This is a genomic window from Pseudomonas sp. dw_358, assembly GCF_018449655.1.
Taxonomy (GTDB): domain Bacteria; phylum Pseudomonadota; class Gammaproteobacteria; order Pseudomonadales; family Pseudomonadaceae; genus Aquipseudomonas.
This window is the reverse complement of the sequence record NZ_JAAVUX010000004.1, coordinates 114,905-138,829: the sequence shown is the minus strand read 5'-3', so window position 1 is coordinate 138,829 and position 23,925 is coordinate 114,905. Positions and strand designations below refer to the sequence as shown.

Here is a 23,925-nt window from a genome sequence, read left to right as displayed (position 1 = left end):
CTCGGCACAGGGCATTTATCCATAGTTAACTGCCCATTCGAACAACGAGGTACGCCGTCATGAATACCACTTATCGCACCTGGCTGGGTGCCGCCGGCTTGTGCGCCTTGCTGGCTGCCCAGACTGCAGTCGCCGCCACCGTCGGCACTGGCACCACCACCGGGCCGGTCACGCCCAGCACCAAGAGCGCTTCCGAGGCCCCGATGGCGCCCATGGCGCCGCGGGTCAATGGTGCCACCGGCACGACCAACTCGGCCCCTGACAGCGGCACCAGCACCGGTACGGGCAACATGGGCACGCCTGGCACATCAGGCGCCACCGATGCCCTGCAGCAACAACGCCAGCAACGCGGCGAGCAGATGCAGAAAGAACGCACGACACCTTGACGTCCGCTCTCAAGGCTACTGAGGGTATTCGATGCTCAAGACCCACCAAAGCTTCGGCCCGGTGGGCGTGAGCACCGTAGCCTCGTCGTCCACCTGCTTCTTCAACAGCGCCCGGGCCATGGGCGAATCGATGGAGATGTAATCCATCCGCCCATAGATCTCGTCATAGCCGACGATGCGAAACTTCTTGCGCTCGCCCTCTTCGTCCTCGATCTCCACCCAGGCACCGAAAAACACCCGGCCCTCTTGTTCCGGTGAATAGCTGACTACCCGCATGTCTTCCAGGCGCTTGCGCAAATAGCGCACGCGGCGGTCAATCTCGCGCAACAGTTTCTTGTTGTACTGGTAATCGGCATTTTCACTCCGATCGCCAAGGGACGCGGCCCAGGCCACCTTCTGGGTGATGTCGGGACGATGCTCACGCCACAGGTAATCCAGCTCTTTCTTGAGCGCCACATGGCCCTCGGTGGTGACGATCTTGGTGCTGATTTCACTCATCGACGCAGTTCCGCAGGCTGATGGCGTGACATGGCCCCGTTCATCGCCGGGTGATCAAGCCCTGGCGCGCGATGCGCGTCAGGTGATGGATCGCCTCCCCTGCCTGCTCGCGCGTCGGGGCCTGGAGCACCGCCAGGTCGAAGCGACCGTCGGGAAAACCGGCGAGGCAGGTCGAGTCGTCGATGAACTGCGCGACAAAGGCCACGGCCTTCCCACGCCGACGCGGCCAACCATCGAGGCAACGCAGCAAACTCGGCTGATGCGCGCCGACCAGGAGGATACGGGGATTGCGCAGGGCCGGGCTCGACGGCAGTGGAGCCAGGCAGACAGCGGGACGGGGGCAACTCATGGCAAATGTTCTCAGCCTCGACTGCTTGAGCTGGGCAGCGGTGGGAGGCGTCACCGAACCAGCGCTTTAGCGGTATTTCGAGGGCCAAGGGCCCCCTCTGGCGCCCCGCAAGTAGCTGTTTAAATCGGCGCAGAAGGGCATCCTAGAGAAGGCGCGGGGCTAATGTCAACGGATCGAGGCCAGTTGCTTGCGGCTTTGTGGCTCCAGCGAATCGCGTTCACGGTCATAGGCCAGGTAGTACTTGTTGACGCTGTTGACGTAGTTCACTGCGTTCATGCCCATCTGCTCCATGGCCACCCGCTCGACCTGGAAGAACCACTTGTTGGGGTTCAGGCCGCGGCGGCGGGCCTCGGCGCGCAGGGCCTGAACCCGCTCGGGCCCCATGTTATAGGCGGCGAGCACGAACGCCATACGCTCGCGTTCATCGAGGTTGCGGCTGGAAAAGAATTTCTGCCGGATCATTGCCAGATAACGCGCACTGGCCTGCACGTTGTTGTCGACACTCTGAATGTTGCTCACCCCCACCCGCTGCGCCGCTGCCGGCGTCATCTGCATCAGCCCGGTGGCACCACTGCCGCCCCGCGCCGTGCTGTCGAGGGCCGACTCCTTGAAAGCCAGCGCGGCCAGGTCGAGCCAGTCCATGTGCTGTTCCCGAGCGTTGCGCTGCAAGAGCGGGCGTAGCTGCTCGAGTCGCTGCCGGTCAGGCTGCCTGAGCGGATTGTGCACCTGATACAGACCACTGTAGGCACGCTTGAAAGCCGAATCGGCATCCGCCGGGGCCTTGTAGGTCAGCAGGAATTGATCGAGGTCGGCCTTGAGTTGCACAGCGTCGCTGCGCACGTACCAGTTGATCCGGGTCGGTCCCGGGAAGGACACGCGAGCGTCGATGCGCAGTTTGGGCATGATCTTGAGCCAGCGCTCGGCAATGGAGCGCTCCACGACAGTCTGCGGGTAGATGCCAGCCTGGACCATGTCCAGCACGTCTTCGGCGGCCAGGCTGGGGTCGACCCACTCGATCTTCACCGGCGCCTGCCGGTGGGCCAGCAGTTTTCCATTGAGCACCGCGATGGCTTCGCCGGCAGCGCTGCCACGGGCCAGGGTTACGGTATGGCCGGAGAGTTGTTCGACCCGGCCCAGGTGTCGGCCGCCCTTTTCGCCCACGAGCACCAACGAGGCTTCCCCCTGGACCGGCGCCGTCGCGGTGACGGTCGTGGGGGGTGTGGTTTCCATCAATTCACCGGGGGCCACCAGGTCACCCTCGCCGCGCTGCAACGCGATGAACAGCTGCTCCTTGGGCCTGGGAATGATTTTCAAGTGGATCTGGCCGGTTTTTGACTGGCCGGGACGGCTGTTGAGGTATTTTTCCAGGCCTGCAAGGCGCGGGTATTCAACGCCAATGGGCTGGCCCTTGACCTCGGCCGAACTGTTGCGGGTCTGGTTGACCAGGACCCTGAGCACATGGCTGCTGCGAATGGCCGGCAGGTCGTGAACCTTGGGGGCATGCACCACGGTGGGCGGGCCAGCCGGACGAGCGGTCGCCACCAACGGGGTCAAAAGGCCTGCGGCCCATAGCAAAACGAGAGTCGATCGAATCATACGCGCCCCGGGCATAGCCCCAATTGGCTCCAACAGACCTCCTTAAGCTGTTGAAGTTTCAGTATTTATTTTCCAATACAAAGCTCTGGTATGCTTTCGGGCCTCCCCGCCCGAGGTAGCACCATGCAACTCATCGACATTGGCGTCAACCTGACCAACCCCAGCTTTGCGCAAAATGCCGCCGACATCGTGGAACGCGCCAAGGCTGCCGGTGTCGTCCAGATGCTGGTCACCGGAACCAGTGTCGAAGGCAGCGAGCAGGGCCTTGAACTGTGCCGCCGGCTCGATCAAACCGGCCGGTATCTGTTCGCCACCACCGGCATCCACCCCCACAGTGCCAGCGATTGGAATGCCGACAGCGAGCGACAACTGCGCGCGCTGCTGCGAGAACCCGAGGTCAAGGCCGTGGGGGAATGCGGACTGGACTTCAACCGCGATTTCTCGCCTCGTCCCCAACAGGAAAAGGTCCTCGAACACCAGCTGGCACTGGCGGTGGAACTGCAATTGCCGGTATTCCTCCATGAGCGCGACGCCAACGAGCGTCTCCTGGCGATCCTCAAGGATTACCGCGACCACCTCAAAGGCGCCGTGGTCCATTGCTTTACCGGCGAGCGCAAGGCGCTGTTCAGCTACCTGGACATGGACCTGCACATCGGCATCACCGGCTGGATCTGTGACGAACGCCGTGGCACGCATCTGCACCCGCTAGTGGCGAGTATCCCGCGCGGACGGCTGATGCTGGAAAGCGATGCCCCCTACCTGCTGCCTCGCAGCCTGCGGCCCAAGCCGAAAAATGGCCGCAACGAGCCGGCGTATCTGGGAGAAGTGCTCCGCGAGCTGGCCTTGCATCGAGGCGAAACCGAGGACGACCTGGCCGCCCACAGCACGGCTTGCTCACGGTTGTTTTTCGATCTCCCCGGACTGAGCTGAGCCACATCAAGCGGCGCTATCGGTACCATAGCAACGCTTCATTCGCGGCCAGGAATCAGGCGCATTAACCTTCAGTCATGGATCACCCACTGAAGGAAAGAATCATGAACCCTCGCAGCCCCAACATCGTTCAACCTCTGATGCTGCAACCGCTGGTGGCCCCCCTTCTGGCTCTGGCCTTGCTGCTGATCGGCTCCGGCCTGTTCGACATGAGTGTGGCCCCGATCGCTGAAGGCATCATTGCCCTGGCCGTTGCCTACGCCATGCAGCGCAAGGCGCGCAACGACCTTAAGCAAACACCGTCACAGTTTGTCTGCTGATTGCCAGCAACTCACCACTGGCGCTCCACACCCCGGCGGCCGTGTGCCCATACCCATCGCGCGCATGCTCGATGACGGCGCAGTAACGGCACCAGTCCAGGGTGGTCAGGGGCGGTGCCGGATGCACGAACTCGATGGTCCACGTCAGGCTGCTGCCAGGGGCGGGAGCGGTGAGGTGCGGTAACAAAGCCGGTGGCCAGGCGTCGACCAGCACCAGAAGGTGGGCCTCGCTCAAGGGTTGCGGACCTGCTTCGTTGCGCAGGCGCATCCAGCCGCCCATGGCCGGCGACGGCGTGCCTGTGAAGGGCATGGCGCCGACGCCCCAGCGTATCGCCAGATGGCGGATGTATTGCGGGGTGACGCCGGAGATGAACGGCAACTCGGTGGCGGCTTCCAGGTCCAGCATTTCAGCCGCAGGCCGGTTGGTCAGGGCGACCGCCGAGGCTCGTGGCGCACCAAAGCTGCCTTGCATCATGGTCACGACCTGGCCGTTTTGCACGGCGCGCCCCAACAATGAGCTGACCCCTTTGCCTTCACGCAAGGTCTCGATGGCGAAAGTGATGGGCACGTCTGCCTGGGCCGGCGCCACGAAGGTGATCGCCAGCGAGCGGACTTTGCGCTCGGGGCTGATCTGCAGGCGCATCGCCTCGTAAAGAAGACCGGCCATGAGACCGCCGTAGCAGGCCCGGCCCTGGGTCCAGTCCTCGGGAATGGTGACAGTGTCGGGGTGGTTGCGAACAGCGTGAAGCAAATCGTCAAGGTCCATGGATATTCTCTGATCGATGCAAAACCTGCAGGGCCGAGTTCGCTCGGCAAGCACCTACCTCAATGGCTTTTCAGCGCCAGCAGATTATCCAGCACCTTGTCCGCCTGTTGTTCGGCCCGGTGCAACGCCAGCTGCCAGCCGGGTACACACGGTAACAAATCCTGCTCTTGCTGGGCCCGCGCCAACCATTGCCAATGGTCATGCCAGTCGCCCAGCACGCTCTGGGCCTTCTTCAACTGGGCAACGGCCTTGTCGGGCAGCCGGTCGAATTCCGGATAGGCGTCGGCCGAATAGCGCACGCGCTTGATCAGCAGGCGTAAACGATGGCGGTCATGGGCCGGGTCTTTCAAGGCGGCGCGCAGCGCGTGCCATTGTTTGCCCAGACGCCGGTGCACGGTATGACCCAGGCCCTTGAGGGCCTTCTGGCGCTGGGCACTGCGGATCAGCGAGGGAAAGGCGTCGAGCACCGCCAGCAACAGGGCCAGCTCCTGGGACTCGGCCACCTGCGGATACACGCCGCGCATCTGCCGTACGCGATGATCGGCGGCCTGACTGTGGCCACTGGCATACAAATGCGCCGCCAAGACCTCACGGTCACGCAATGGGGTGGTCAAACTGCCGACGCCTTTGGCCGCCGCTTCGAGGCGGTCTACACCAGGTACATCGCGCAATGGCCGCAACAGGCTGCGCAAGCGGCGCACGCTGATGCGCAGGTCATGCAGCGCCTCAGGATCGGTCTGCACCTGCAAGCGCGCCTGGCAGGCCATCAAGCGAATATGCAGCCCTAGCAGATGGTTGATCAACGAGTCGACATGGGCCGACATAGGCTTTACTCCCGGTGGTGAAGGCTGCGTCGCAGCGCCCGGAGGGCCCGCGCCAGATCAGCCGAATGAGGTTGCCCGGCATAACGCCGGGCGCTGAATGCGTCTGCAAACCCCTGGATGTCGGCCGCATGCCGGGGCAATGCCATGGCGGCCCGGGCCGAAAACGCCGCAGCGCCTTCGCCCTGACCTCGTACCAGACCGCGTTGGCGCAACAACCGTTCAAAGGCATGGAATTCGCGCAGCTGGGGGTCGCTCGTCAACCGCCACGGCTTAAGCAGCCACAACGACAGCAGCACCAATATCAGCACGCCGGCCACCGGCAATACCCAGGCTTGCAGGCCCGACAGCCAGCGGCTCATGAACTGCGATTGTTGCTCGCCCTGATAACCCAGCACAAAGCGCTGCCAATTGTAATTGAGGTTATCCCAGCCCAGGCGCAAGTGGTTGAGCCAGGGCGCCCCACGATAGTTGATGCCCGAAAAGGGTGAATCGGCCAACGAGTCCTCGTCGCTCTCCAGTGCCTGCTCCAGCCCTAGTTCGATCCGCTGGGGCGCCACCGCTACCGTCGGGTCGGCCACCCGCCAGCCCACCCCGGCCTGCCAGTACTCGACCCAGGCGTGGGCCTGGTACTGACGCACCGTGAGGTAGTGGCCTGCCGGGTTGACCTCGCCCCCCTGATACCCTGCGACGATACGCGCCGGCACCCCGGCAGCGCGCAACACGAAGGTCATGGCGCTGGCGTAGTGCTCACAGAAACCGCGACGGGTCACAAACAGAAAGTCATCGATGCTGTCGCTGCCCACGGGGGGTGGCTTGAGGGTGTAGTGGAAGTCCTCCTGACGAAACTGCTGCAGCAGCGCCGCAACAATGGCATCGGGCGAAGCGTCGCGAACCTTGAGCTGTTCACCCAACGCACGGGCCTGCGGATTGCCCTGGGCCGGCAACTGAAGGTCCATCTGCCGTGACTGCCCATTGATCTCCAGTTCCCGCACCGCCTGGGGCCATGAGCGCACGCTGTACAGCAGCGCTTGCTGAACCGGCTGCTGGCGTTGCAGACGGAAATCCCCCAGTTGCCGAGCCTCGCGCAGGGGCGTCTGGCCAACGTCCAGGGCAAACAGCCAAGGCGAGCCGCTGGGCTGCTGAATGATCCGGTACGCCAGCATCGGCCCCCTCGGTTGCCAGGCCGGTGCTGGACGCATCAGGTTGAAGTTGGACTGGCTCCAGCGCTGACCGTCAAAACGCTCCAGGGTCAGGCCGCGCCAATACAGTTCCCGGTTGGGCGGAATCGGCCCCTCGAAATCAGCCCGGAACGCCACTTCGGTCGAACGTCCCAATTGCGCCATATCCCCCGGCGACAAGGTGTCGGACAGGCCGGTCATGCCTTTTTTGCCGGGCATCGGCAGCGACCAAAGCGGCTCCAGTCGCGGAAAGCAGACAAACAGCAGGAGCATCAACGGCAATGCCTGGCCGATCATTCTCAGGGCCAGGCGCCAGGTGGCCCAACGCTGGCTGATGAGACGCGTCTGCTGCAGGCCGATCAGCGCAGCCAGCAGGGCGCTGATCGGCAGCAGGCTGTAGACTGCCCAGGGCAGGCTGGAATCGAAAAGGTAGCCCACCACCACGCAGAACAGGCCAAGGAAGATCAACACGCGGCCATCACGACCGGTGTGCATTTCCAGCAATTTGAGCAAAAAAGCCGCCACCAGCAGGGCTGCGGCTGCGTCCAGACCGACCATGCTGCCCCGGCTCAGGTAGACGCCGATCGCCACCAACACTACCAGCAACAACTTCAGCGCCCGCCCCGGCACCGGCGCGCGCATGCGCAGCATCTGCACCCGCCAGAGGGTGCAGCCCAGCCACAGGAACGGCAGCCACAGCGGCACGTAAAACCATAGGGGCAGCAACACCAGGGACTGCGCCAATAACAGCCACACCAGGCTGATGCGCGGGATCGCCTGGGCGGCACTCATGACCGTAGCCCGAACAGCGCCAAGGCCTGCAGGCAGGCCAGCCGATGCTCATCACCGCTGGCCAGTGGCAACACCTGCCCCGGCAGGTGAAGGGCAAACGGGGCGTTCTGCCGCGACAGCTCCAGCACCCAGTAGCACAGCCGTGACAGGCGTTGTTCGGTATCTCCGCCCAAGGCGAGAAAGTCCAGACAAAGCTGCTCGCCACGCAGATCGGCGAAATCCTTGAGCAACAAGGGCCCGCCCCGCGACCAGGCCTTCCAGTGCATGCGTCGCCACGAATCGCCCGGCTGGTACTCCTTGAGCCCCTGAAAATCATCCACACCCTGCCCGTGCATGATCACCGTATGGGCTTCCTGAGGCGCAGCGCGGCTGGGCACGGCAGGGATTTCCCCTTGCAGCGGGCGTGGATAGACCAGCGCGCGCTGGCCCGGATCGACCCAGCTCCAGGCCACCAGAATCCCCATCGGAAAGGTGCTTTCCACGCGCATGCGCGGCGCGCGCAGCCAGCCACGGCGCTCGGCAGGCAAGTGCAGTTCAAGCTGCTGGACGTGCTGACGGTCGATGTCAATGCGTTGCAGGTCTGCGGCCGACCATCCGGCGGCTATGGCTTGATGTTCCGGACCCTGGCTTTCCAGGCGCAAGACAAACCGCGCGTGCTCCCCGGCGAACACGGCGGGTGCGGCACCACCACTGAGCACCAGCCCGGCGAGGTTGCGGTAGGTGTGCAGAATCGCCACGACGAACACAGAACCCAGCAGGAAAACCAGGCCATAGGCCATGCTGTTCTGGTAGTTGATGGCCGCCAGCAGAATCAACAGCAGGACCAGGCCGAAGCCCACACCACTGCGGCTGGGCAGTATGAAGATGCGCTTGCCATCCAGCGCGATGCGCGCGGCACTGGGCAGACGCTGGTCTTGCCAACGCCGCCAGCGCTGGCGCGGGCTCACAGCGCTGGCACCTCGCGCAGCAGCCACTGCACCAAGGGGCCTGCACCCTGACCGGCGGGGTCGGCCTGTTCACGCAGACGGTGGCTGACCACTGCTGGCAATACTGCCTGGACGTCTTCGGGGATGACGTAGTCGCGTCCCACCAGCAAAGCCCAGGCCCTGGAGGCGGCCAGCAAGGCCAGACTGGCCCGAGGTGACAGGCCCCAGGCAAATTGTGGCTGGCTGCGGGTCGCTTCCACCAGCCGCAATACATAATCCACCAGCGCATCGCTGACCCGCACGGCCCGCGCCTGGGCCTGCAAGCGCGCCAGCTGGGCATGGTCGAGCACCGCCGGCATCTGCGGCAGCAATTCGCGACGTGCCTGGCCCAGCAACAGCGCCTTTTCCGCCGCCCTGGCCGGATAGCCCAAGGACAGACGCATCAGGAAACGATCCAGCTGCGATTCCGGCAAGGCAAAGGTGCCGCCCTGGGTGCTGGGGTTTTGCGTGGCAATCACGAAGAACGGCCGCGGCAACAAGCGCGTGGCGCCCTCGATGGTGACCTGGCCCTCCTCCATGGCTTCCAGCAGCGCGCTCTGACTCTTCGGCGTGGCACGGTTGATTTCATCGGCCAGCACCAGCTCGGCAAAGATCGGCCCCTGGTGGAAGACGAATTGCCCGGAGTCCTTGTCAAACACCGAGGTGCCAAGAATATCGCTGGGCAACAGATCAGAAGTGAACTGGATGCGCTGAAAGCTCAGGCCCAACACACGGGCAAAGGTGTGGCTGAGGGTGGTCTTGCCCATGCCGGGCAGATCTTCGATCAGAAGGTGGCCGTTGGCCACCAGACAGGTCAGCGCCAGGCGGACCTGCTGCTCCTTGCCCAACAGCACCCGGTTGACGGCGTCGAGGCATTCCTGCAACTGGCTGCGCATGGGACGATGCTCCCTGCAAAAGCGCCCGGCGGGGTGCCGGGCTGGAACTGCTGTTTGAACCGATCAGCGACCGGCGCGGGACTCACGAATATAAAACCGCGCCTTTTCGGCTTTGTCACTGCAGCCTTCGAACGCTTCGAATTGCTGCTGGGTCTTGGCACCGGTCAACAGCGACAGGGCCTTGGAGTAGCTGACGGTGCCGGCAAAGCCTTCCGCCTTCGCCAGATCCAGCTCATGCCAGGCGGCATCCAGCTGGGTCCCGCATGTATCCCGGTAAGCAGTCTTACCGGCACAACCTGTCAGAACCAACGCAAACAACGGCAGACAGATCCAGGCTTTCATCAATGACACCTCAAGAGTAAAGAACATCAATCAGACCCGGTCGGCACATGAAAAGTGCCGTGACACGCATTGAAGCCGACCGTCTATCGGGCGCATTGTAATGCCTATACCCTCAATGGTAAGCACAGATGAAAAAGCGAGTGGCCCTCGTGTTGGGCTCCGGCGGTGCCCGTGGCTATGCCCATATCGGCGTGATCGAGGAAATTGAACGACGCGGTTATGACATTGCCTGCATTGCCGGCTGTTCCATGGGCGCGGTGGTGGGCGGTGTGTATGCGGCGGGCAAGCTTCCCGAATATCGGCGCTGGATCGAGAGCCTCGACTATCTGGACGTGCTGCGACTGGTGGACGTGAGCTTTCGCCTGGGCGCGATTCGCGGTGAAAAAGTGTTTGGCCAGATCCGCAAGATCGTTGGCGAGATGAACATCGAGGATCTGCGCATTCCCTACACTGCCGTGGCCACCGACCTGACCCACCAGCAGGAAATCTGGTTTCAGGAGGGCGACCTGCACCAGGCAATGCGCGCCTCGGCAGCGATCCCGAGCCTGTTCACCCCGGTCATGCAAGGCAACCGCATGCTGGTGGATGGCGGGCTGTTGAATCCGCTGCCGATCGTGCCGGTGGTGTCGAGCCATTGCGACCTGATCATCGCCGTCAATCTCAATTCCACCAGCCAGACCCAGTACGCGCTGCCTGTGCTGGAGCGCCCCGCAGCCTTCAAGCAGCGTTTCAACAATGTGCTGAGTTCGCTGGGTTCGCGCCTGCCCTTTCGCCGCGCGCCCGCCGAGCAATTGCTGCGCATCGAACAGGAGACTTTGCAAGTGGCCGGCGACCCCTGGCTGGGGGAGCCGACCTCGGCCACCGCCCGCCCCGCCGCGCCAGGCGCTGCCAAGGCCAGCGCCTCGGCGACCGGTTCGGTGATCATCGACAACGTTGGACCGGCCTCGTTGCTGGACTTGATCAACCAGAGTTTCGAGGTCATGCAGACCTCGCTGGCCCAGTACAAGATTGCAGGTTACCCGCCGGACGTGTTGATCAATGTGCCCAAGCGGGTGTGTCGGTTTTTCGAATTTTACAAGGCGCCTGAGTTGATCGAGCTGGGGCGGATCATTGCGCGCGATACCCTCGATGAGTATGAGCGGGAGGCGCGGTGAGGCAGTTACGGCGGCCAGGCCCCCATAGACTGCCCCACCAAGCGATACCCCACCCCCGCCTCGGTCACGATATAGCGGGGGGCGGCCGGCTCATCTGCCAGCTTTTGCCGCAAATGCGCCACCACGATGCGCAGGTAGTGGCTGTCTTCCACATGGCTGGGGCCCCACACTTCCTTGAGTAACTGCTGCTGGGTGATCACCCGGCCTGGATGGCGTGCCAGTTGCGCCAGCACGGCGTACTCCTTGCGGGTCAGGGACACTTCGGTACCGTCCAGGGTCACCTGGCGCGCGGCCAGATCGATGCGCAGCGCACCGAGTTCCACCACCACGGGTGCTGGCTCGCCGGCCGGCGCCTGACGCAACAGGGCGCGGATCCGGGCAAGGAACTCCTGGATGCCGAAAGGTTTGGTCACGTAGTCATTGGCCCCACCATCGAGGGCCAGCACCTTGTCCGCTTCGCCGGCGCGCACCGACAACACCAGCACAGGCACCTGTGACCACTCGCGCAGGGCGTTCAACGCCTGCTGCCCGTCCATGTCCGGCAAACCAAGGTCGAGGACCACCAGGTCAGGCCGGCCCAGTGCGGCCTGGGTCAGCCCCTCACCGGCCGTGGCCGCTTCGAGCACCTTGTAGCCTTGGGAGCTGAGGCTGATGCGCAGAAACTTGCGTATCTGCGGCTCGTCATCGATGACTAGGATCGTCGTGCTCTGGCTCATTCAACGGTCTTCTTCCACGCCGGGCTGGCGTTGCAGCGGCAAGCATAGGGCGATCCGCGTGCCGCGGCCATCAATGCCATCGCCCACGACGATCTGGCCGCCGTGGGCGCCGATCATCCCTTGGCAGATGGCCAGCCCCAGCCCCGTGCCCTGCCCGCCCCGATCGCCCCGGGCGGCGGTGTAGAACATATCGAAGATCTGCGCGCGCTCGTCTTCCGGGATCCCGGGGCCCTCATCGGCAACGGTGAACTGCAATTGTTCGTCCTGCACCTGAGCCGTCACCTCGAGACGACCTTCGGGCGGGGAAAAACGTGCGGCGTTTTCCAGCACGTTGACCAGCGCCTGTTCGATCAGGGCAGCGTGCACGTACAACAGCGGCAACTCGACCGGGATGTGCACGCTGACCTGCAACGGTCCCAGCACCGCGCGCAGCCGTTGCAGGCTGCTGGCGACGATGTCGCCAGGGGCCACCCAGTCGCGGCTGAGTTTCAGCGCGCCGTGACCCAGGCGGGTCATGTCCAGCAGATTCTGGATATAGCGGTCCAGGCGCTCAGCTTCATCGCGGGTGCCTTCCAACAGCTCTTGCCGATCGGCACGGGGAATCGCTTCGCCCAGCGCGAGCAGGCTGTCGATACTGCCGCGCATGGCCGTCAGCGGTGTGCGCAGGTCATGGGATACCGACGCCAGCAAGGCGCTGCGCAGCTGTTCGGTCTCGCCATGCAGACGCGCCGCCTCCAATTGGTCGGCCAGCCGCGCCCGGGCCAAGGCTTGCGCCAGCGGCTGGCCGAGGGCAGCCAGCAGGCGGCGACGCGAATCGCTCAGGCCATGATCCGGCGCGGTGTCTTCGGCGCTTTCACGTACACCCAACAGCGCCAACGGCTGCCCTTCGAGGGCCAGCGGCCACCACCACCAGTGCCCCACCGGCAGCGTGCCGGTGCCGCGCCCGGCCGGTAATTGGTGCTGCCAGGCCCAACTGGCGGCAGCCTGTTCGGTGTCGCTCAGCTGCGCCATCGCCGGGTTCCACGCCGTGCTGCCTTGACGTTCGAGAACACACACCTGCACCCCGCGCCACTCGGCAAAGTGTTGCCGAGCGGCGTTGAGCACGGCCTGGCGATCGGTGGCGGCAGCCAGCCGACGGGAGAGGCCGAGCAACTCGTCGGTCTCTTGACGGGTGTCGCGCAAGGCTTGCAACTGGCGGCGCTGGCGGGCGGCCAGGTTGCCGGTCAGGGCCGCCATCAGCAGGAAAAATAGCAGGGTCAGCACATCCTCCTCGCGCTGGATGCTCAACGAGAAGCGCGGCGGGATGAACAGAAAGTCGTAGCTGACAAAGGACAGGCCGGCACAGGCCAACGCCGGGCCGATACTGCTACGTATCGCCACCAGCAGCACCGCAGCGAGAAACACCAGGGAGATATTGGGCAGCGCCAGCAGACTGGAAACGCCCCAGGCCAAGGCACTGGCCAATACCGTCGCCAATGCCGCCAGCCCGTAGTCGCGCCAGGGCACGTCGACCGCCGAGGCGGTCGGGCCGGATTCGGCAGCATCGACGTCGCGATCAAGGATGTTGATTTCCATGCCTTGCGCCTGGGCCAGCAGACGACTCGCGAGCCCGGCCCGCCAGCGCCGCCGACGGGACTGCCCTACCAGCACGAGGCTGGCACGGTGTTCGCGGGCATAGCGCAGCAGCAACGCCGGCGCGTCTTCACCGCGCAAGGTAATCACTTCGCCACCCAGGCGCTCGGCCAATTGCTGGGCATATTGCAGCCGGGTGCGAACGGCTTCTTCCTGGGGCTTGCCGTTGTCCACATGCAGCAGACTCCAGGGCAAGTGTCGGCGCTGGGCCACCCGACTGGCATGGCGCACCAGTCGTTCGGCCTGAAGATTGCCGCTCACCCCCACCAGCAGGCGCCCGCGCAACGGTGGCGCGGCCTGACCCCGCTGCTGGTAACCCTGGGCAAGGTCGGCGTCCACCTGGGCGGCGGCCGTCTGCAACGCCAGTTCGCGCAAGGCATTGAGATTAGTCTGGGAGAAAAACGCATCGATGGCCGCGCGGGCCTGCTCGGGGACATAGACTTTGCCGTCGCGCAGGCGCTCGAGCAATTCGCGGGCCGGCAGGTCCACCAGCACCAGTTCAAAGGCTTCCTGCACCACCCAGTCGGGCAGGGTTTCACGCACCCGCACGCCGGTGATGTCGCGCACTTGATCGTTCAGCCCTTCCAGGTGCTGGACATTGACCGTGGTGTAGACGTCGATACCCACCCCCAGCAGCTCTTGAACATCCTGCCAGCGCTTGGCATGACGACTGCCGGGGGCGTTGCTGTGGGCCAGTTCGTCGATCAGCAGCAGCTGCGGCGCGGCGGCCAGCACCGCATCCAGATCCAGCGCCTCGATCAGCACGCCACGGTGCTCTCGGCGCAACAAAGGCTGCTGAGGAAGGCCCACCAGCAGCGCTTCGGTTTCACGTCGACCGTGAGTCTCGACCACCCCTGCCAACACCCGGATGCCTTGACGCTGGCGATCGTGGGCCGCCTGCAGCATCGCGTAGGTCTTGCCCACGCCGGGCGCGGCACCGAGAAAAACCTTGAGCCGCCCCCGCCCGGGGCGCGGCAGGTCGGCCAGCAGGGCGTCGGCACGTTGGGTGTTGGTGGTCATGGTATCCATCGTAGATTCAAGTAGGCCGGACGCCAACGCATCATCCTATCGCAGTTCATCCAGCGCCACGTTCAACGCCAGCACATTCACCACTGGCGGCCCCACCCAGGGTGACTCGGTATGCGCCTGCACCAACGCCTGCAACGTCTGCACCGAGAGATGTCGCGCCGCTGCCACCCTGGGCAGTTGGTAGGCAATGGCCTCGGGGGGCAGGTGCGGGTCCAGTCCGCTGCCCGAGGTGGTCAGCATGGCCAGTGGCACCGGCCCCTCACCCGGCACCTGCACTTTGACGGCATCGGCGGCGATGCGCGTCGCCAGCGCCGGATTGCTCGGCGCCAGGTTGCTGGAACCGCTGGCCACCGTGGCGAAGGCTGCCGCCGAGGGGCGCGAGTGGAACCAGCTGTCGCCGCTGAAATCCTGGGCCAGCAGGGTCGAGCCACGCACCTTGCCGTCGGCATCGTGCAGCAGGCTGCCGTTGGCCTGGATGGGGAACGCCAGCTGCGCGACCCCGGTCACCAGCACCGGGTAAGCCACCCCGGTGAGCAATGTCATTACCACCATCAGGCTCAGGGCCGGACGCAGATAACCTGTCATGTCGTTCTCCTCAAACCAGGTGCAGTGCAGTGAGTATCAAGTCGATCACTTTGATGCCGACAAAAGGCACCACCAGCCCGCCCAGGCCGTAGATCAGCAGGTTGCGCCGCAGCAACTGCGCGGCGCTGGCCGCCTGCACCCGAACGCCGCGCAGGGCCAGGGGCACCAGCGCGATGATGATCAGGGCGTTGAACACAATGGCCGAGAGAATTGCGCTGCGCGGGCTGGTCAGGTGCATGACGTTGAGCACCCCCAGCTGCGGATAGATCGCCGCGAACAACGCCGGCAGGATGGCGAAATACTTGGCCACGTCATTGGCAATGGAAAAAGTCGTCAGGGCGCCACGGGTCACCAGCAACTCCTTGCCGATACGAACCACGTCCAGCAGCTTGGTCGGATCGCTGTCCAGGTCGACCATGTTGGCCGCCTCCCGCGCCGCCTGGGTCCCATCATTCATGGCCATGCCGACGTCCGCCTGGGCGAGTGCCGGAGCATCGTTGGCGCCGTCGCCGCACATGGCCACCAGACGGCCATCGTCCTGTTCCTGGCGAATGCGCGCGAGTTTCTTCTCCGGCGTGGCCTCGGCTATGACGTCGTCGACCCCGGCTTCGGCGGCGATGGCTGCGGCGGTCAGCGGGTTGTCGCCGGTCACCATTACTGTGCGAATGCCCAGCTTGCGCAGTTCCTCGAAGCGCTCGCGAATGCCCGGCTTGACCACGTCCTTGAGGTGAATCGCGCCCAGCAGCTGCTGATCCTTGCACACCAGCAAGGGGGTGCCGCCGCTCTGGGCAATGCGCTCGATATCCGCCGCCAGGGCTGCGGGCAGATCGCCACGCCCCTTGCCGATGAAGCTCAGCAGCGAATCCACCGCTCCCTTGCGGTAACGCTGACTGCCCAGGTCGATTCCCGACAGTCGCGTCTCGGCGCTGAAGGCCACGGTCCGGAAACTCGCCGCGTCGGGGGCTGGCCACTCATGCAGGCTGCGCACGTAATCGACAATGGATTTGCCCTCGGCCGTTTCATCACCCAAGGAGGCCAGCCAAGCGCCCTCGGCCAACTCGCCAGGGCTCACCTTCGGGGCGCCGTGCAACGCCGTGCAGCGACGGTTGCCGAAGGTAATGGTGCCGGTCTTGTCGAGCAGCAGCACATGCACATCGCCCGCCGCCTCCACCGCCCGCCCGGACCGGGCAATCACATTGAGCCGCACCAGGCGGTCCATGCCGGCAATGCCGATGGCCGAGAGCAGACCGCCGATGGTAGTGGGGATCAAGGTCACCAGCAACGCCACGAGAAACACCAGCGGCAGGTTGCCACCGGCGAAATGGGCGAAGGGTTGCAGGGTCACCACCACCAGCAGGAAGATCAGGGTCAACCCGATCAGCAGGATGTCCAGCGCCACTTCGTTGGGGGTTTTCTGTCGGCGTGCGCCCTCCACCAACGCGATCATGCGGTCCAGGGTCGACTCGCCGGGGTTGGCGGTGATCTGCACCAGCAGCCAGTCCGACACCAGCCGCGTATTGCCCGTGACTGCCGAACGATCACCGCCAGACTCGCGAATGACCGGGGCAGACTCACCGGTAATGGCCGCCTCGTTGACCGCCGCAATGCCTTGCAGAACCTCACCGTCTCCGGGGATCATCTCGCCGGCCTCGACTCGCACCACATCGCCTCGGCGCAAGTGGCTGGCCGCGACCACCTCGTACTGCTCGGCGCCTACTCGACGGCGGGCAGTCAAGCCCTGGCTGCCGGCCTTGAGGCTATCAGCCCGGGCCTTGCCACGGCCTTCCGCCAAGGCTTCGGCAAAGTTGGCGAACAGCACGGTGAACCACAGCCACAGGGCGATCTGCACGGCGATGAAGGTCGGCACCTGCGGGTCCGGGATCAGGCAAAGCACGGTGGTGAGGATGGCGGTCAGCTCCACCACCAGCATCACCGGCGCACGCTTGAGTTGGCGCGGGTCGAGCTTGACGAAGGCTTGCAGCAGCGCCGGGCGCCACAGGCTCGCCATGCCGGAGGCGGCCGCAGCTGGCTCGACGGTCATGGCGGTGGGTTGAATAGGCATGTTCATCATCGAATCCTCAGAAGGCCAGGCTCAAGTGTTCAGCGATGGGGCCCAAGGCCAGGGTCGGCAGGAACGTCAAGCCGCCCACCAGCAGGATGGTCACCCCGAGCAGGGTCACGAACAGCAGGCCGTGGGTGGGAAAGCTGTTGGCCCCCACCGGAGCGATCTTTTTCGCCGCCAGGCTACCGGCCAGTGCCAGCACTGGCAGGATGTAGCCAAAGCGCCCCAGCAACATCGCCAGCGCGAGCATCAGATTATGGAACGGAGTGTTGGCGCTGAAGCCACCGAACGCCGAACCGTTGTTGGCGGTGGCCGAGGTGTAGGCGTACAGCAACTGGCTGAAACCGTGGGGCCCGGGGTTGCTCACGGCCCCGGCCGGGCCTGGCAGGCTGGCGGCAATGGCGCCCAGCACCAGGACGCCGACGGGCATCACCAGCAAGGTCGCCACCAGCAACTGCACCTCTCGGGCCTGTAGCTTCTTGCCCAGGTATTCCGGGGTACGGCCGATCATCAGACCGGCCAGAAACACCGCGATCAACACGTTCAGCAGCATGCCGTATAGGCCCGCCCCGACGCCGCCGAAGATCACCTCGCCGACCATCATGTTGGCCAGGGCTACCAGGCCGGTGAGCGGGTTGAGGCTGTCGTGCATCGCGTTGACCGAGCCGTTCGACGCGGCTGTGGTCGCCACCGCCCACAACACGCTGCCGGTGGTGCCGAAGCGGGTTTCCTTGCCTTCCAGCGGTGCGGCCTGCTGCACCAGACTCGCATCGCTGCCCGGCACCGGCTGGTATTCGGCCCAGAGCGCCGCGCCACCGCCGATCAACAGCAACGCGAGCATGCAGCCCATGATGGCGCGGCTCTGTCGCAGGTCCTTGACGTAATGCCCAAAGGTGAACACCAGCGCGGCCGGAATCAGCAGGATGGATGCCAGCTCCAGCAGGTTGCTCCAGGCACTCGGGTTCTCGAACGGGTGCGCCGAGTTGGCCCCGAAGAAGCCGCCGCCGTTGGTGCCCAGTTGCTTGATGGCAATCTGGCTGGCCGCAGGACCGAGGGGAATGACCTGATCAGCCCCTTGCCAGGTGGTGCCGGTGACATAGTGAGCGAAGGTCTGCGGTACGCCCTGCCACACGAGTACCAGGGCCAGCAGTAGACACAGGGGCAGCAGGCCGTACAAAGTGGCACGGGTCATGTCGACCCAGAAATTGCCCAGCGAGCGCGTCGAACGCCGGCCCATCCCCCGGCACAACGCCACCAGCACAGCGAGGCCGGTGGCGGCGCTGACGAAATTCTGCACGGTCAGCCCTGCCATCTGGCTGAAATAGCTCAGCGACGCCTCGCCGCTGTAGGCCTGCCAGTTGGTGTTGGTGACGAAGCTGACCGCCGTGTTGAAAGCCAGGGTCCACTCCAGGCCGGGCAATTGTTGCGGGTTGAGGGGCAACAGGCCCTGCCCCAGCAGGATCAGCAATAGCAGGACAAAGCCGGCCAGGTTGAAGGCCAGCAACGCCAAGGTGTAACGCTGCCAGCTTTGCTCCTCGCCCGCATCGATACCGGACAGGCGATAGCAACCGCGCTCCAGCGGCCCAAGCAATGGGCTCAACCAGGTGCGCTGGCCTTCCATCACACGGTAATAGAAACGTCCAAGCATCGGCGCGGGTAAAAGCACCAAAGCAAAGAAAGCCAGAATCAGGGCATAATCGTAACTGTGCATGTCAGACCTCACCCCGGTCCGCACGCAGCAGCGCCACCAGCAGATAGATAAACAGTGCCACCGCCAGCAACAGTGATACGCCGTCCAGAACGCCCATGATGAATCTCTCCGTGTGACGGCACGCGCCGCCTGGAGCTATTCTCGAAGAGGGGGCCGTAAAGGCTCGAGAGCACGACCCGACGATCGGCATAAAGTTTCTGTAAAAAAGCCGACATTTGTATCAGCCTTGATACATTTCAGAAATGCCGCCAACACGCGTGCCCGCTACTGTCGCCGCACGCGACATCCCACCCCGCTCCGGCACCCTCTCAGGCAGACGAAACAAGCATGCAAAACATCCCGCAAACCCAGACTGACGCCAGCAAAGGGCTGATTGAAGAAGATAAACGCTGGAACACCCGCGCGTTGATCGTCGACGATGATGTGCCGATTCGCGAGCTGCTGATCGACTATCTGGCCCGTTTCGGCATTTTTGCCGTGGGCGTCAGCGATGGCGAAGGGATGCGCCAGGTGCTGGTGGACGACACCTTCGACGTGGTGGTGCTGGACCTCATGCTGCCGGGTGAGGACGGCCTGTCGCTGTGCCGCTGGCTGCGCTCGGAATCGGACATCCCGATTCTGATGCTGACCGCCCGTTGCGAACCCACCGACCGTATCATCGGCCTGGAACTGGGCGCCGACGACTACATGGCCAAGCCCTTCGAACCCCGCGAGCTGGTGGCCCGGATCCAGACCATTCTGCGCCGGGTGCGTGACGACCGCACCGAGCAGCGCGCCAATGTGCGCTTCGACAACTGGCGCCTGAACAGCGTCCTGCGTCAGCTGATCGCCGCCGATGGCCTGGTGGTGCCGCTGTCCAACGCCGAATTCCGCTTGCTGTGGGTGTTCCTCGAGCGTCCGCGCCGGGTGCTCAGCCGCGAGCAACTGCTGGATGCCGCACGGGGCCGCTCGATCGAAGCCTTCGACCGTAGCATCGACCTGCTGGTCTCGCGTCTGCGTCAGAAGCTGGGCGATGACCCGAAAGCGCCGCAATTGATCAAGACCGTACGCGGTGAGGGCTACTTGTTCGACGCGAGAGAAATTGGCTGATGAAAAGCCCTGATACGCTGTTCGCCCGGCTGTTCGGCGTGTCACTGATCGCCATTGTCTTCGCCCATATTCTGGCCTACCTGTGGTTCCAGCAATACGGCTTCCCGCCGCCGCCACCGAACAGGGTGGCGCGCATCGAGCAGCAGGAACACGCGCGTAACGCGGCGGCCGCGGCCGCTGCGGCCGACGAGAACGGAGGCGCCATCGCCGCCGAACCCTTTCCGGAACCCCAGCCGCCACCACCACGGCCGTTGTTTGGCGGTCCGATGGTGCCGTTGATGTTCCAGATGATTACCTTGGTGATCGCGGCCTGGTATGGCTCCAAATTGCTCTCGCGGCCCATTCAGCGTTTCAGCAGCGCTGCCGAGCGCTTGAGCGAGAACCTCGACAGCCCGCCGCTTGAGGAAACCGGGCCTCGGGAGGCACGGCAGGTGGCCCTCACCTTCAACCGCATGCAAAAGCGTATCCGTGAGCAGGTCCAGGCCCGCGCTCGGATGCTCGGTGCCGTGTCCCACGACCTGCGCACGCCGCTGTCACGGCTCAAGCTGCGGCTGGAAAACATCGACAACGAAAAGCTGCAGAACCAGATGCGTCAGGATCTGGACGACATGATCGGCATGCTCGACGCCACCCTGACCTACCTGCACGAACAGCGCACCAGCGAAGCCCAGCAGATGTATGACGTACAGGCCCTGGTGGAGTCCCTGTGCGAGAACGCTCAGGACCACGGCGCCGACGCCCAGTACGCCGGCCACTGTACGCCGCTGCCGGTGCAGCCCATGGCCTTGCGCTCGTGTATCAGCAACTTGCTGGACAACGCGCTGCGCTACGGGGGCGCGACCTTGCTGGACATCCGCGACAGTCGCCATGAAGTACTGATCCGAGTGATCGACCACGGGCCTGGCATCAGCGAGGAAATGCGTGAGGCGGTGTTCGAGCCGTTCTATCGCCTGGAAGGCTCGCGCAATCGCAACTCCGGCGGCGTCGGTCTGGGCATGACCATCGCCCGGGAAGCGGTACAACGCCTGGGTGGCGAACTGCGACTGGAAGAAACCCCTGGCGGCGGATTAACGGCAGTGGTGCGCCTGCCAAGGCCTTGACGCCAGTAACTCGGCCGATACACAAAACGCACACGCCTGACAAATTGTTACCAGATGCTACAGGTGTCGCCACGCAGAGGGCGATCCCCAGTATCAGGAGCAGCCACATGATCAGCAGCGTCAGTAGTAGTCTGTCGAGCTACCTCAGTTCGACCACCAGCAGCACCACCACCGACCAGGCAAAAAAATTCCAGGAGCAATTGCTGAAGAAGCTCGACACCGACGGTGACGGCAAGATCAGCAAGGCCGAGCTGCAGACGGCGGTGTCCAACAGCACCAGCAGTTCGAGTGGCAGCGATGGCTCCAGCGGTGTACTGGTCAGCCTGAGCAAGGATTTCAGCAAACTCGACAGCGATTCCGACGGCAGCCTCAGCCTCGACGAACTGGCCGCCATGAGCCCGCCGCCGATGCCGTCTCAAGACGGTAGCGGTGCGCCCAGCACCGACGCGGTCGATCAACTGATGACGGCGATCGACAGCAGCGGCGATGGCACCATCAGCAGCGATGAACTCAGCACTGCAATGACCAAGGCCGGCGATACCACGGACGACGCCAGCACCGTGTTCTCCCTGCTGGACACCAACCAGGACGGGACGGTCAGTTCCGATGAACTGGCGGCCGCCATGAGCCCTCCGCCACCGCCGCCCGCCCAGACCAACACGTCCAGCGACTCGGCCAGTGACTTGTTCAGCGCCCTGGACACCGACAGCAGCGGCAGCATCAGCGAAGCGGAACTGGCCAGTGCCTTGAGTTCCGACTCGTCGTCCAGCGACAGCTCGACGTCCAACTCAGCCTCGTCCAGTTCCAGCGACCTGAGCAGCTTGCTGAGCAGCACCTCGTCGACCACCACGACCGACAGTGAAAAAGCCAAAGCCATGGAGGCAGCCGCACTGGCCAAGATGATTGCCAACCTGACCAGCCAGTATCAGCTCAATGCCTCGCAGTCGGTGGGCAGCCAGGTGACCACGGCGGCTTGATTCAAAGCGCACCCGCGTCGCCTGCATCGCACCCAAGGGCTACTCCCGGTGGGAGCAGGGCTTGCCTGCGATCAGGGCGACGCGGACTTCAAGGCTGCTGCTTGCGTGTCCAATCCAGAAGCAAGCTATACGCCACCGCCAGCAAGGTCGGGCCGATGAACAGGCCGATGAACCCGAAGGCCAGCAAGCCGCCGAATACCCCCAGCAGCACGATCACCAACGGCAGGTTGCCTCCGCGGCTGATCAGATAGGGCTTGAGCACGTTGTCTACCCCGCTGATCACCAGCGTGCCCCAGATCGCCATGAATACCGCCATGCCATAGTGGCTCTGCCAGACCAGCCATGCTGTGACCGGAATCCAGATCAGGGGGGGCCCCATGGGGATCAGGCTCAGCACGAAGGTGCCGATGCCCAGCACGAGCGCCCCCGGAACCCCCGCGATCAGAAAACCCACCAGCGCCAGCAGGCCTTGGGCTGCTGCCGTGCCGATGACACCGTTGACCACACGCTGAACGGTGCCGGCCACCAGATCCAGATAGTAGGCGGCGCGCTCACCGATCAGCCGCTCCAGCAGCCCCAGCACGAACGCCGACAGGCGCGGGCCGTCGCGGTAGAAGAAAAACACGAAGACCAGACTCAGTGTCAGCTCCAGCAGGCCGCCACCGATCTGGGCGCTGCGCGCCAGGAGGAAATTGCCCACCTGGCCAAAGTACGGCTTGGCGCTGGCCAACAGCGCTGCGCCCTGCTCGTCCAGGCTGTTCCACAGCGCCACCAGCCGGGCGCCGACCAACGGAATCCCTGCCAGCCAGCCGGGTGCGTCCGGCAAGCCGTCGACCCGCACATCTCGGATGAACACCGTGGCGTCCCGTATATGGTCGGCCAGATTGAAACCCAGCCACACCAGCGGCAGTACCACCAGTAACATCCAGCACAGCGTCAGAATGCCCGCTGCCAGGGTTTCGTGGCCGCCGAGCCAACGCGTCAGCAGACGCATCAAGGGCCAGCTGGCATATGCCAGAATCGCCCCCCAGAGCAGAGCGGAGATGAAGGGCGCCATGACCCAGAGACAGGCGCCGAAGAGCGCCAGCAGGATAATCTGCACCAGCAGTCGGTCATTGTTGAACATGTGCGTACCCCCTGGGCTGATCAGCCTAACGGATCAATTCCAGGTGCAGGCCCTGGGTGGCTGCGGTGCCCTCTTCCAGACGCGCCCCGCGCACGCCCTGGTCGATCAGCGCCTGGCGCCAGGCCGGGGCGGTCGCGCCAGAGAGGCTGATGCGCAAGGTCACATCCTGATTGAGGCTCCGAGCCAGTAAAGCAGCCCAGGCCACGTCGGGCACACCGCTCAACGCCGGGTAGTCCAGCGCGCCAGTGCCGCGCAGCTCACGCAACACCGTGCCGGGGGTCGGCAGTAAACGACCCAGCGGCGCGTCGCTTTGCCACTGCTCGGCGTGCAGGTAGGCTCGGCGGTTGCCTCGGGTGATGCTGTATAGCGCCACCAGGCGGTTGTCGTCGGGCGTCGCCTGACGCAACAGAATGAACCCTTGCTGCTCGTCGGAACCATACAGCCGGGAGTTGCCGAGGATTTCGTTGGCCCACAGGCTGCTTTCGCCACAGTCACGGGCCTCGCACCAGAAAAGCACCTGGGCACCTTGCGCCTGCAAGGCTCTGCGCGCGGTGGTGAGGGCCTCCAGCGCGGTGCGTTCCACGGGCAGTTCCCAGGTCACGGAGGCCAGTTCGCCCTTGCCGCTCACTTGCGCCTCCATGCGCAACTGGCCGCTGATCTTGCGCACTGCGCCCATGGGATAGAGGCGTTCCTGCTGACTGGCCGGACGCTCGTCGACCACTGTCGCGTCCATGGGTGCAGGCACGCTGAACGGCGCCGCCACTGCGGTGGCGGCCCAGAGCAGGCTGAAAAAAGGCAATGACAGAAGTGCTTTCATCAACGCGCCGCGCGGGATGAAAGAAGGGGAAAAGGCATAGAAAGCGCTCCGTAGTAAACCCGCCAAGCCTCGGCACTTGCCGGTG

24 protein-coding genes are annotated in these 23,925 nt (G+C 64.4%); 7 read left to right on the top strand and 17 right to left on the bottom strand.

The window, feature by feature from the left end; all coding sequences use genetic code 11:
• Window positions 1–59: 59 nt before the first annotated feature.
• Window positions 60–386: a hypothetical protein gene (locus HB675_RS08295; RefSeq protein ID WP_213877560.1), complete on the top strand. Its 327-nt coding sequence runs from the start codon at window positions 60–62 to the stop codon at window positions 384–386.
• Between the two features lie 15 nt (window positions 387–401).
• Here HB675_RS08295 and greB read toward each other — a convergent pair whose 3' ends face one another.
• The 3 genes from greB to HB675_RS08280 form a co-directional block, all read right to left on the bottom strand.
• Window positions 402–875 (bottom strand): transcription elongation factor GreB, encoded by a 474-nt coding sequence (gene greB, locus HB675_RS08290; RefSeq protein ID WP_213877912.1) that lies wholly within the window; start codon window positions 873–875, stop codon window positions 402–404.
• Between the two features lie 49 nt (window positions 876–924).
• On the bottom strand, window positions 925–1,233 hold the full coding sequence (locus HB675_RS08285) for a hypothetical protein (RefSeq protein WP_213877558.1): 309 nt from the start codon (window positions 1,231–1,233) through the stop codon (window positions 925–927).
• Between the two features lie 165 nt (window positions 1,234–1,398).
• Window positions 1,399–2,829: a transglycosylase SLT domain-containing protein gene (locus HB675_RS08280; RefSeq protein WP_213877557.1), complete on the bottom strand. Its 1,431-nt coding sequence runs from the start codon at window positions 2,827–2,829 to the stop codon at window positions 1,399–1,401.
• A 123-nt stretch (window positions 2,830–2,952) separates the two neighbouring features.
• On the opposite strand from HB675_RS08280, the gene HB675_RS08275 reads away from it, so the two are divergent.
• The gene (locus HB675_RS08275; protein WP_213877555.1) at window positions 2,953–3,759 is read left to right on the top strand and encodes a TatD family hydrolase; all 807 of its coding nucleotides are present in this window, start codon (window positions 2,953–2,955) and stop codon (window positions 3,757–3,759) included.
• A gap of 104 nt (window positions 3,760–3,863) precedes the next feature.
• Window positions 3,864–4,079, top strand: coding sequence for a hypothetical protein (locus HB675_RS08270; protein WP_213877553.1), 216 nt, complete (start codon window positions 3,864–3,866; stop codon window positions 4,077–4,079).
• On the opposite strand, the gene HB675_RS08265 is transcribed toward HB675_RS08270, so the two are convergent.
• The 6 genes from HB675_RS08265 to HB675_RS08240 form a co-directional block, all read right to left on the bottom strand.
• Window positions 4,048–4,845 carry a thioesterase family protein gene (locus tag HB675_RS08265; RefSeq protein WP_213877551.1) on the bottom strand — a complete coding sequence of 266 codons (798 nt, stop codon included), beginning with the start codon at window positions 4,843–4,845 and terminating at the stop codon, window positions 4,048–4,050. The genes HB675_RS08270 and HB675_RS08265 overlap by 32 nt on opposite strands.
• 59 nt (window positions 4,846–4,904) lie before the next feature.
• Window positions 4,905–5,669 (bottom strand): CHAD domain-containing protein, encoded by a 765-nt coding sequence (locus tag HB675_RS08260; protein WP_213877549.1) that lies wholly within the window; start codon window positions 5,667–5,669, stop codon window positions 4,905–4,907.
• A gap of 5 nt (window positions 5,670–5,674) precedes the next feature.
• Entirely contained in the window at window positions 5,675–7,639 is a 1,965-nt protein-coding gene (locus HB675_RS08255; protein WP_213877547.1) for a DUF3488 and transglutaminase-like domain-containing protein, read from the bottom strand.
• Window positions 7,636–8,613 (bottom strand): DUF58 domain-containing protein, encoded by a 978-nt coding sequence (locus tag HB675_RS08250; protein ID WP_213877545.1) that lies wholly within the window; start codon window positions 8,611–8,613, stop codon window positions 7,636–7,638. The genes HB675_RS08255 and HB675_RS08250 overlap by 4 nt, the downstream gene beginning before the upstream one ends.
• Window positions 8,583–9,500 carry a MoxR family ATPase gene (locus tag HB675_RS08245; RefSeq protein ID WP_213877543.1) on the bottom strand — a complete coding sequence of 306 codons (918 nt, stop codon included), beginning with the start codon at window positions 9,498–9,500 and terminating at the stop codon, window positions 8,583–8,585. Before HB675_RS08245 ends, HB675_RS08250 begins: the two co-directional genes overlap by 31 nt.
• 63 nt (window positions 9,501–9,563) lie before the next feature.
• Complete coding sequence (locus HB675_RS08240; RefSeq protein WP_213877542.1) at window positions 9,564–9,842, bottom strand: hypothetical protein; 279 nt, start codon at window positions 9,840–9,842, stop codon at window positions 9,564–9,566.
• Between the two features lie 128 nt (window positions 9,843–9,970).
• On the opposite strand from HB675_RS08240, the gene HB675_RS08235 reads away from it, so the two are divergent.
• Window positions 9,971–10,996 (top strand): patatin-like phospholipase family protein, encoded by a 1,026-nt coding sequence (locus tag HB675_RS08235; RefSeq protein ID WP_213877539.1) that lies wholly within the window; start codon window positions 9,971–9,973, stop codon window positions 10,994–10,996.
• Between the two features lie 5 nt (window positions 10,997–11,001).
• Here the strand turns inward: HB675_RS08235 and HB675_RS08230 are convergent, their stop codons facing one another.
• Genes HB675_RS08230 through kdpF form a run of 6 tightly spaced genes read right to left on the bottom strand, consistent with a single transcriptional unit; the run spans window position 11,002 to window position 18,828 of the window.
• A complete protein-coding gene (locus tag HB675_RS08230) occupies window positions 11,002–11,712 on the bottom strand; it encodes a response regulator (RefSeq protein WP_213877538.1) in 711 nt (236 codons plus the stop codon).
• The gene (locus HB675_RS08225) at window positions 11,713–14,364 is read right to left on the bottom strand and encodes a sensor histidine kinase KdpD (RefSeq protein WP_213877537.1); all 2,652 of its coding nucleotides are present in this window, start codon (window positions 14,362–14,364) and stop codon (window positions 11,713–11,715) included.
• 45 nt (window positions 14,365–14,409) lie between these two features.
• Window positions 14,410–14,958, bottom strand: coding sequence for a potassium-transporting ATPase subunit KdpC (gene kdpC / locus HB675_RS08220; protein ID WP_213877536.1), 549 nt, complete (start codon window positions 14,956–14,958; stop codon window positions 14,410–14,412).
• A 10-nt stretch (window positions 14,959–14,968) separates the two neighbouring features.
• The gene (gene kdpB, locus HB675_RS08215) at window positions 14,969–17,026 is read right to left on the bottom strand and encodes a potassium-transporting ATPase subunit KdpB (protein WP_213877534.1); all 2,058 of its coding nucleotides are present in this window, start codon (window positions 17,024–17,026) and stop codon (window positions 14,969–14,971) included.
• Between the two features lie 10 nt (window positions 17,027–17,036).
• Entirely contained in the window at window positions 17,037–18,731 is a 1,695-nt protein-coding gene (gene kdpA, locus HB675_RS08210) for a potassium-transporting ATPase subunit KdpA (protein WP_213877532.1), read from the bottom strand.
• 1 nt (window position 18,732) lies between these two features.
• Complete coding sequence (gene kdpF / locus HB675_RS08205; RefSeq protein ID WP_213877530.1) at window positions 18,733–18,828, bottom strand: K(+)-transporting ATPase subunit F; 96 nt, start codon at window positions 18,826–18,828, stop codon at window positions 18,733–18,735.
• A 230-nt stretch (window positions 18,829–19,058) separates the two neighbouring features.
• Here kdpF and HB675_RS08200 point away from each other — a divergent pair, with 230 nt between their 5' ends.
• From HB675_RS08200 to xopAW, 3 genes are all read left to right on the top strand, one after another.
• Window positions 19,059–19,820, top strand: a complete 762-nt coding sequence (locus tag HB675_RS08200; protein ID WP_213877528.1) for a response regulator — start codon at window positions 19,059–19,061, stop codon at window positions 19,818–19,820.
• Window positions 19,820–20,920 carry an ATP-binding protein gene (locus tag HB675_RS08195; RefSeq protein WP_213877526.1) on the top strand — a complete coding sequence of 367 codons (1,101 nt, stop codon included), beginning with the start codon at window positions 19,820–19,822 and terminating at the stop codon, window positions 20,918–20,920. The genes HB675_RS08200 and HB675_RS08195 overlap by 1 nt, the downstream gene beginning before the upstream one ends.
• 107 nt (window positions 20,921–21,027) lie before the next feature.
• Window positions 21,028–21,897, top strand: coding sequence for a XopAW family type III secretion system calcium-binding effector (xopAW, locus tag HB675_RS08190; RefSeq protein ID WP_213877524.1), 870 nt, complete (start codon window positions 21,028–21,030; stop codon window positions 21,895–21,897).
• A gap of 88 nt (window positions 21,898–21,985) precedes the next feature.
• Here xopAW and HB675_RS08185 read toward each other — a convergent pair whose 3' ends face one another.
• A complete protein-coding gene (locus HB675_RS08185; protein WP_213877522.1) occupies window positions 21,986–23,023 on the bottom strand; it encodes an AI-2E family transporter in 1,038 nt (345 codons plus the stop codon).
• A 25-nt stretch (window positions 23,024–23,048) separates the two neighbouring features.
• Window positions 23,049–23,840, bottom strand: coding sequence for a DUF4892 domain-containing protein (locus HB675_RS08180; RefSeq protein ID WP_213877520.1), 792 nt, complete (start codon window positions 23,838–23,840; stop codon window positions 23,049–23,051).
• Window positions 23,841–23,925: the final 85 nt, after the last annotated feature.

Coding starts and splice junctions, on each gene's coding strand:
- HB675_RS08295 (WP_213877560.1), top strand. CDS start 60: ATGAATACCACTTATCGCACCTGGCTGGGTGCCGCCGGCTTGTGCGCC.
- HB675_RS08285 (WP_213877558.1), bottom strand. CDS start 1,233: ATGAGTTGCCCCCGTCCCGCTGTCTGCCTGGCTCCACTGCCGTCGAGC.
- HB675_RS08280 (WP_213877557.1), bottom strand. CDS start 2,829: ATGATTCGATCGACTCTCGTTTTGCTATGGGCCGCAGGCCTTTTGACC.
- HB675_RS08275 (WP_213877555.1), top strand. CDS start 2,953: ATGCAACTCATCGACATTGGCGTCAACCTGACCAACCCCAGCTTTGCG.
- HB675_RS08270 (WP_213877553.1), top strand. CDS start 3,864: ATGAACCCTCGCAGCCCCAACATCGTTCAACCTCTGATGCTGCAACCG.
- HB675_RS08265 (WP_213877551.1), bottom strand. CDS start 4,845: ATGGACCTTGACGATTTGCTTCACGCTGTTCGCAACCACCCCGACACT.
- HB675_RS08260 (WP_213877549.1), bottom strand. CDS start 5,669: ATGTCGGCCCATGTCGACTCGTTGATCAACCATCTGCTAGGGCTGCAT.
- HB675_RS08255 (WP_213877547.1), bottom strand. CDS start 7,639: ATGAGTGCCGCCCAGGCGATCCCGCGCATCAGCCTGGTGTGGCTGTTA.
- HB675_RS08245 (WP_213877543.1), bottom strand. CDS start 9,500: ATGCGCAGCCAGTTGCAGGAATGCCTCGACGCCGTCAACCGGGTGCTG.
- HB675_RS08240 (WP_213877542.1), bottom strand. CDS start 9,842: ATGAAAGCCTGGATCTGTCTGCCGTTGTTTGCGTTGGTTCTGACAGGT.
- HB675_RS08235 (WP_213877539.1), top strand. CDS start 9,971: ATGAAAAAGCGAGTGGCCCTCGTGTTGGGCTCCGGCGGTGCCCGTGGC.
- HB675_RS08230 (WP_213877538.1), bottom strand. CDS start 11,712: ATGAGCCAGAGCACGACGATCCTAGTCATCGATGACGAGCCGCAGATA.
- HB675_RS08225 (WP_213877537.1), bottom strand. CDS start 14,364: ATGACCACCAACACCCAACGTGCCGACGCCCTGCTGGCCGACCTGCCG.
- kdpC (WP_213877536.1), bottom strand. CDS start 14,958: ATGACAGGTTATCTGCGTCCGGCCCTGAGCCTGATGGTGGTAATGACA.
- kdpB (WP_213877534.1), bottom strand. CDS start 17,026: ATGAACATGCCTATTCAACCCACCGCCATGACCGTCGAGCCAGCTGCG.
- kdpA (WP_213877532.1), bottom strand. CDS start 18,731: ATGCACAGTTACGATTATGCCCTGATTCTGGCTTTCTTTGCTTTGGTG.
- kdpF (WP_213877530.1), bottom strand. CDS start 18,828: ATGGGCGTTCTGGACGGCGTATCACTGTTGCTGGCGGTGGCACTGTTT.
- HB675_RS08200 (WP_213877528.1), top strand. CDS start 19,059: ATGCAAAACATCCCGCAAACCCAGACTGACGCCAGCAAAGGGCTGATT.
- HB675_RS08195 (WP_213877526.1), top strand. CDS start 19,820: ATGAAAAGCCCTGATACGCTGTTCGCCCGGCTGTTCGGCGTGTCACTG.
- xopAW (WP_213877524.1), top strand. CDS start 21,028: ATGATCAGCAGCGTCAGTAGTAGTCTGTCGAGCTACCTCAGTTCGACC.
- HB675_RS08185 (WP_213877522.1), bottom strand. CDS start 23,023: ATGTTCAACAATGACCGACTGCTGGTGCAGATTATCCTGCTGGCGCTC.
- HB675_RS08180 (WP_213877520.1), bottom strand. CDS start 23,840: ATGAAAGCACTTCTGTCATTGCCTTTTTTCAGCCTGCTCTGGGCCGCC.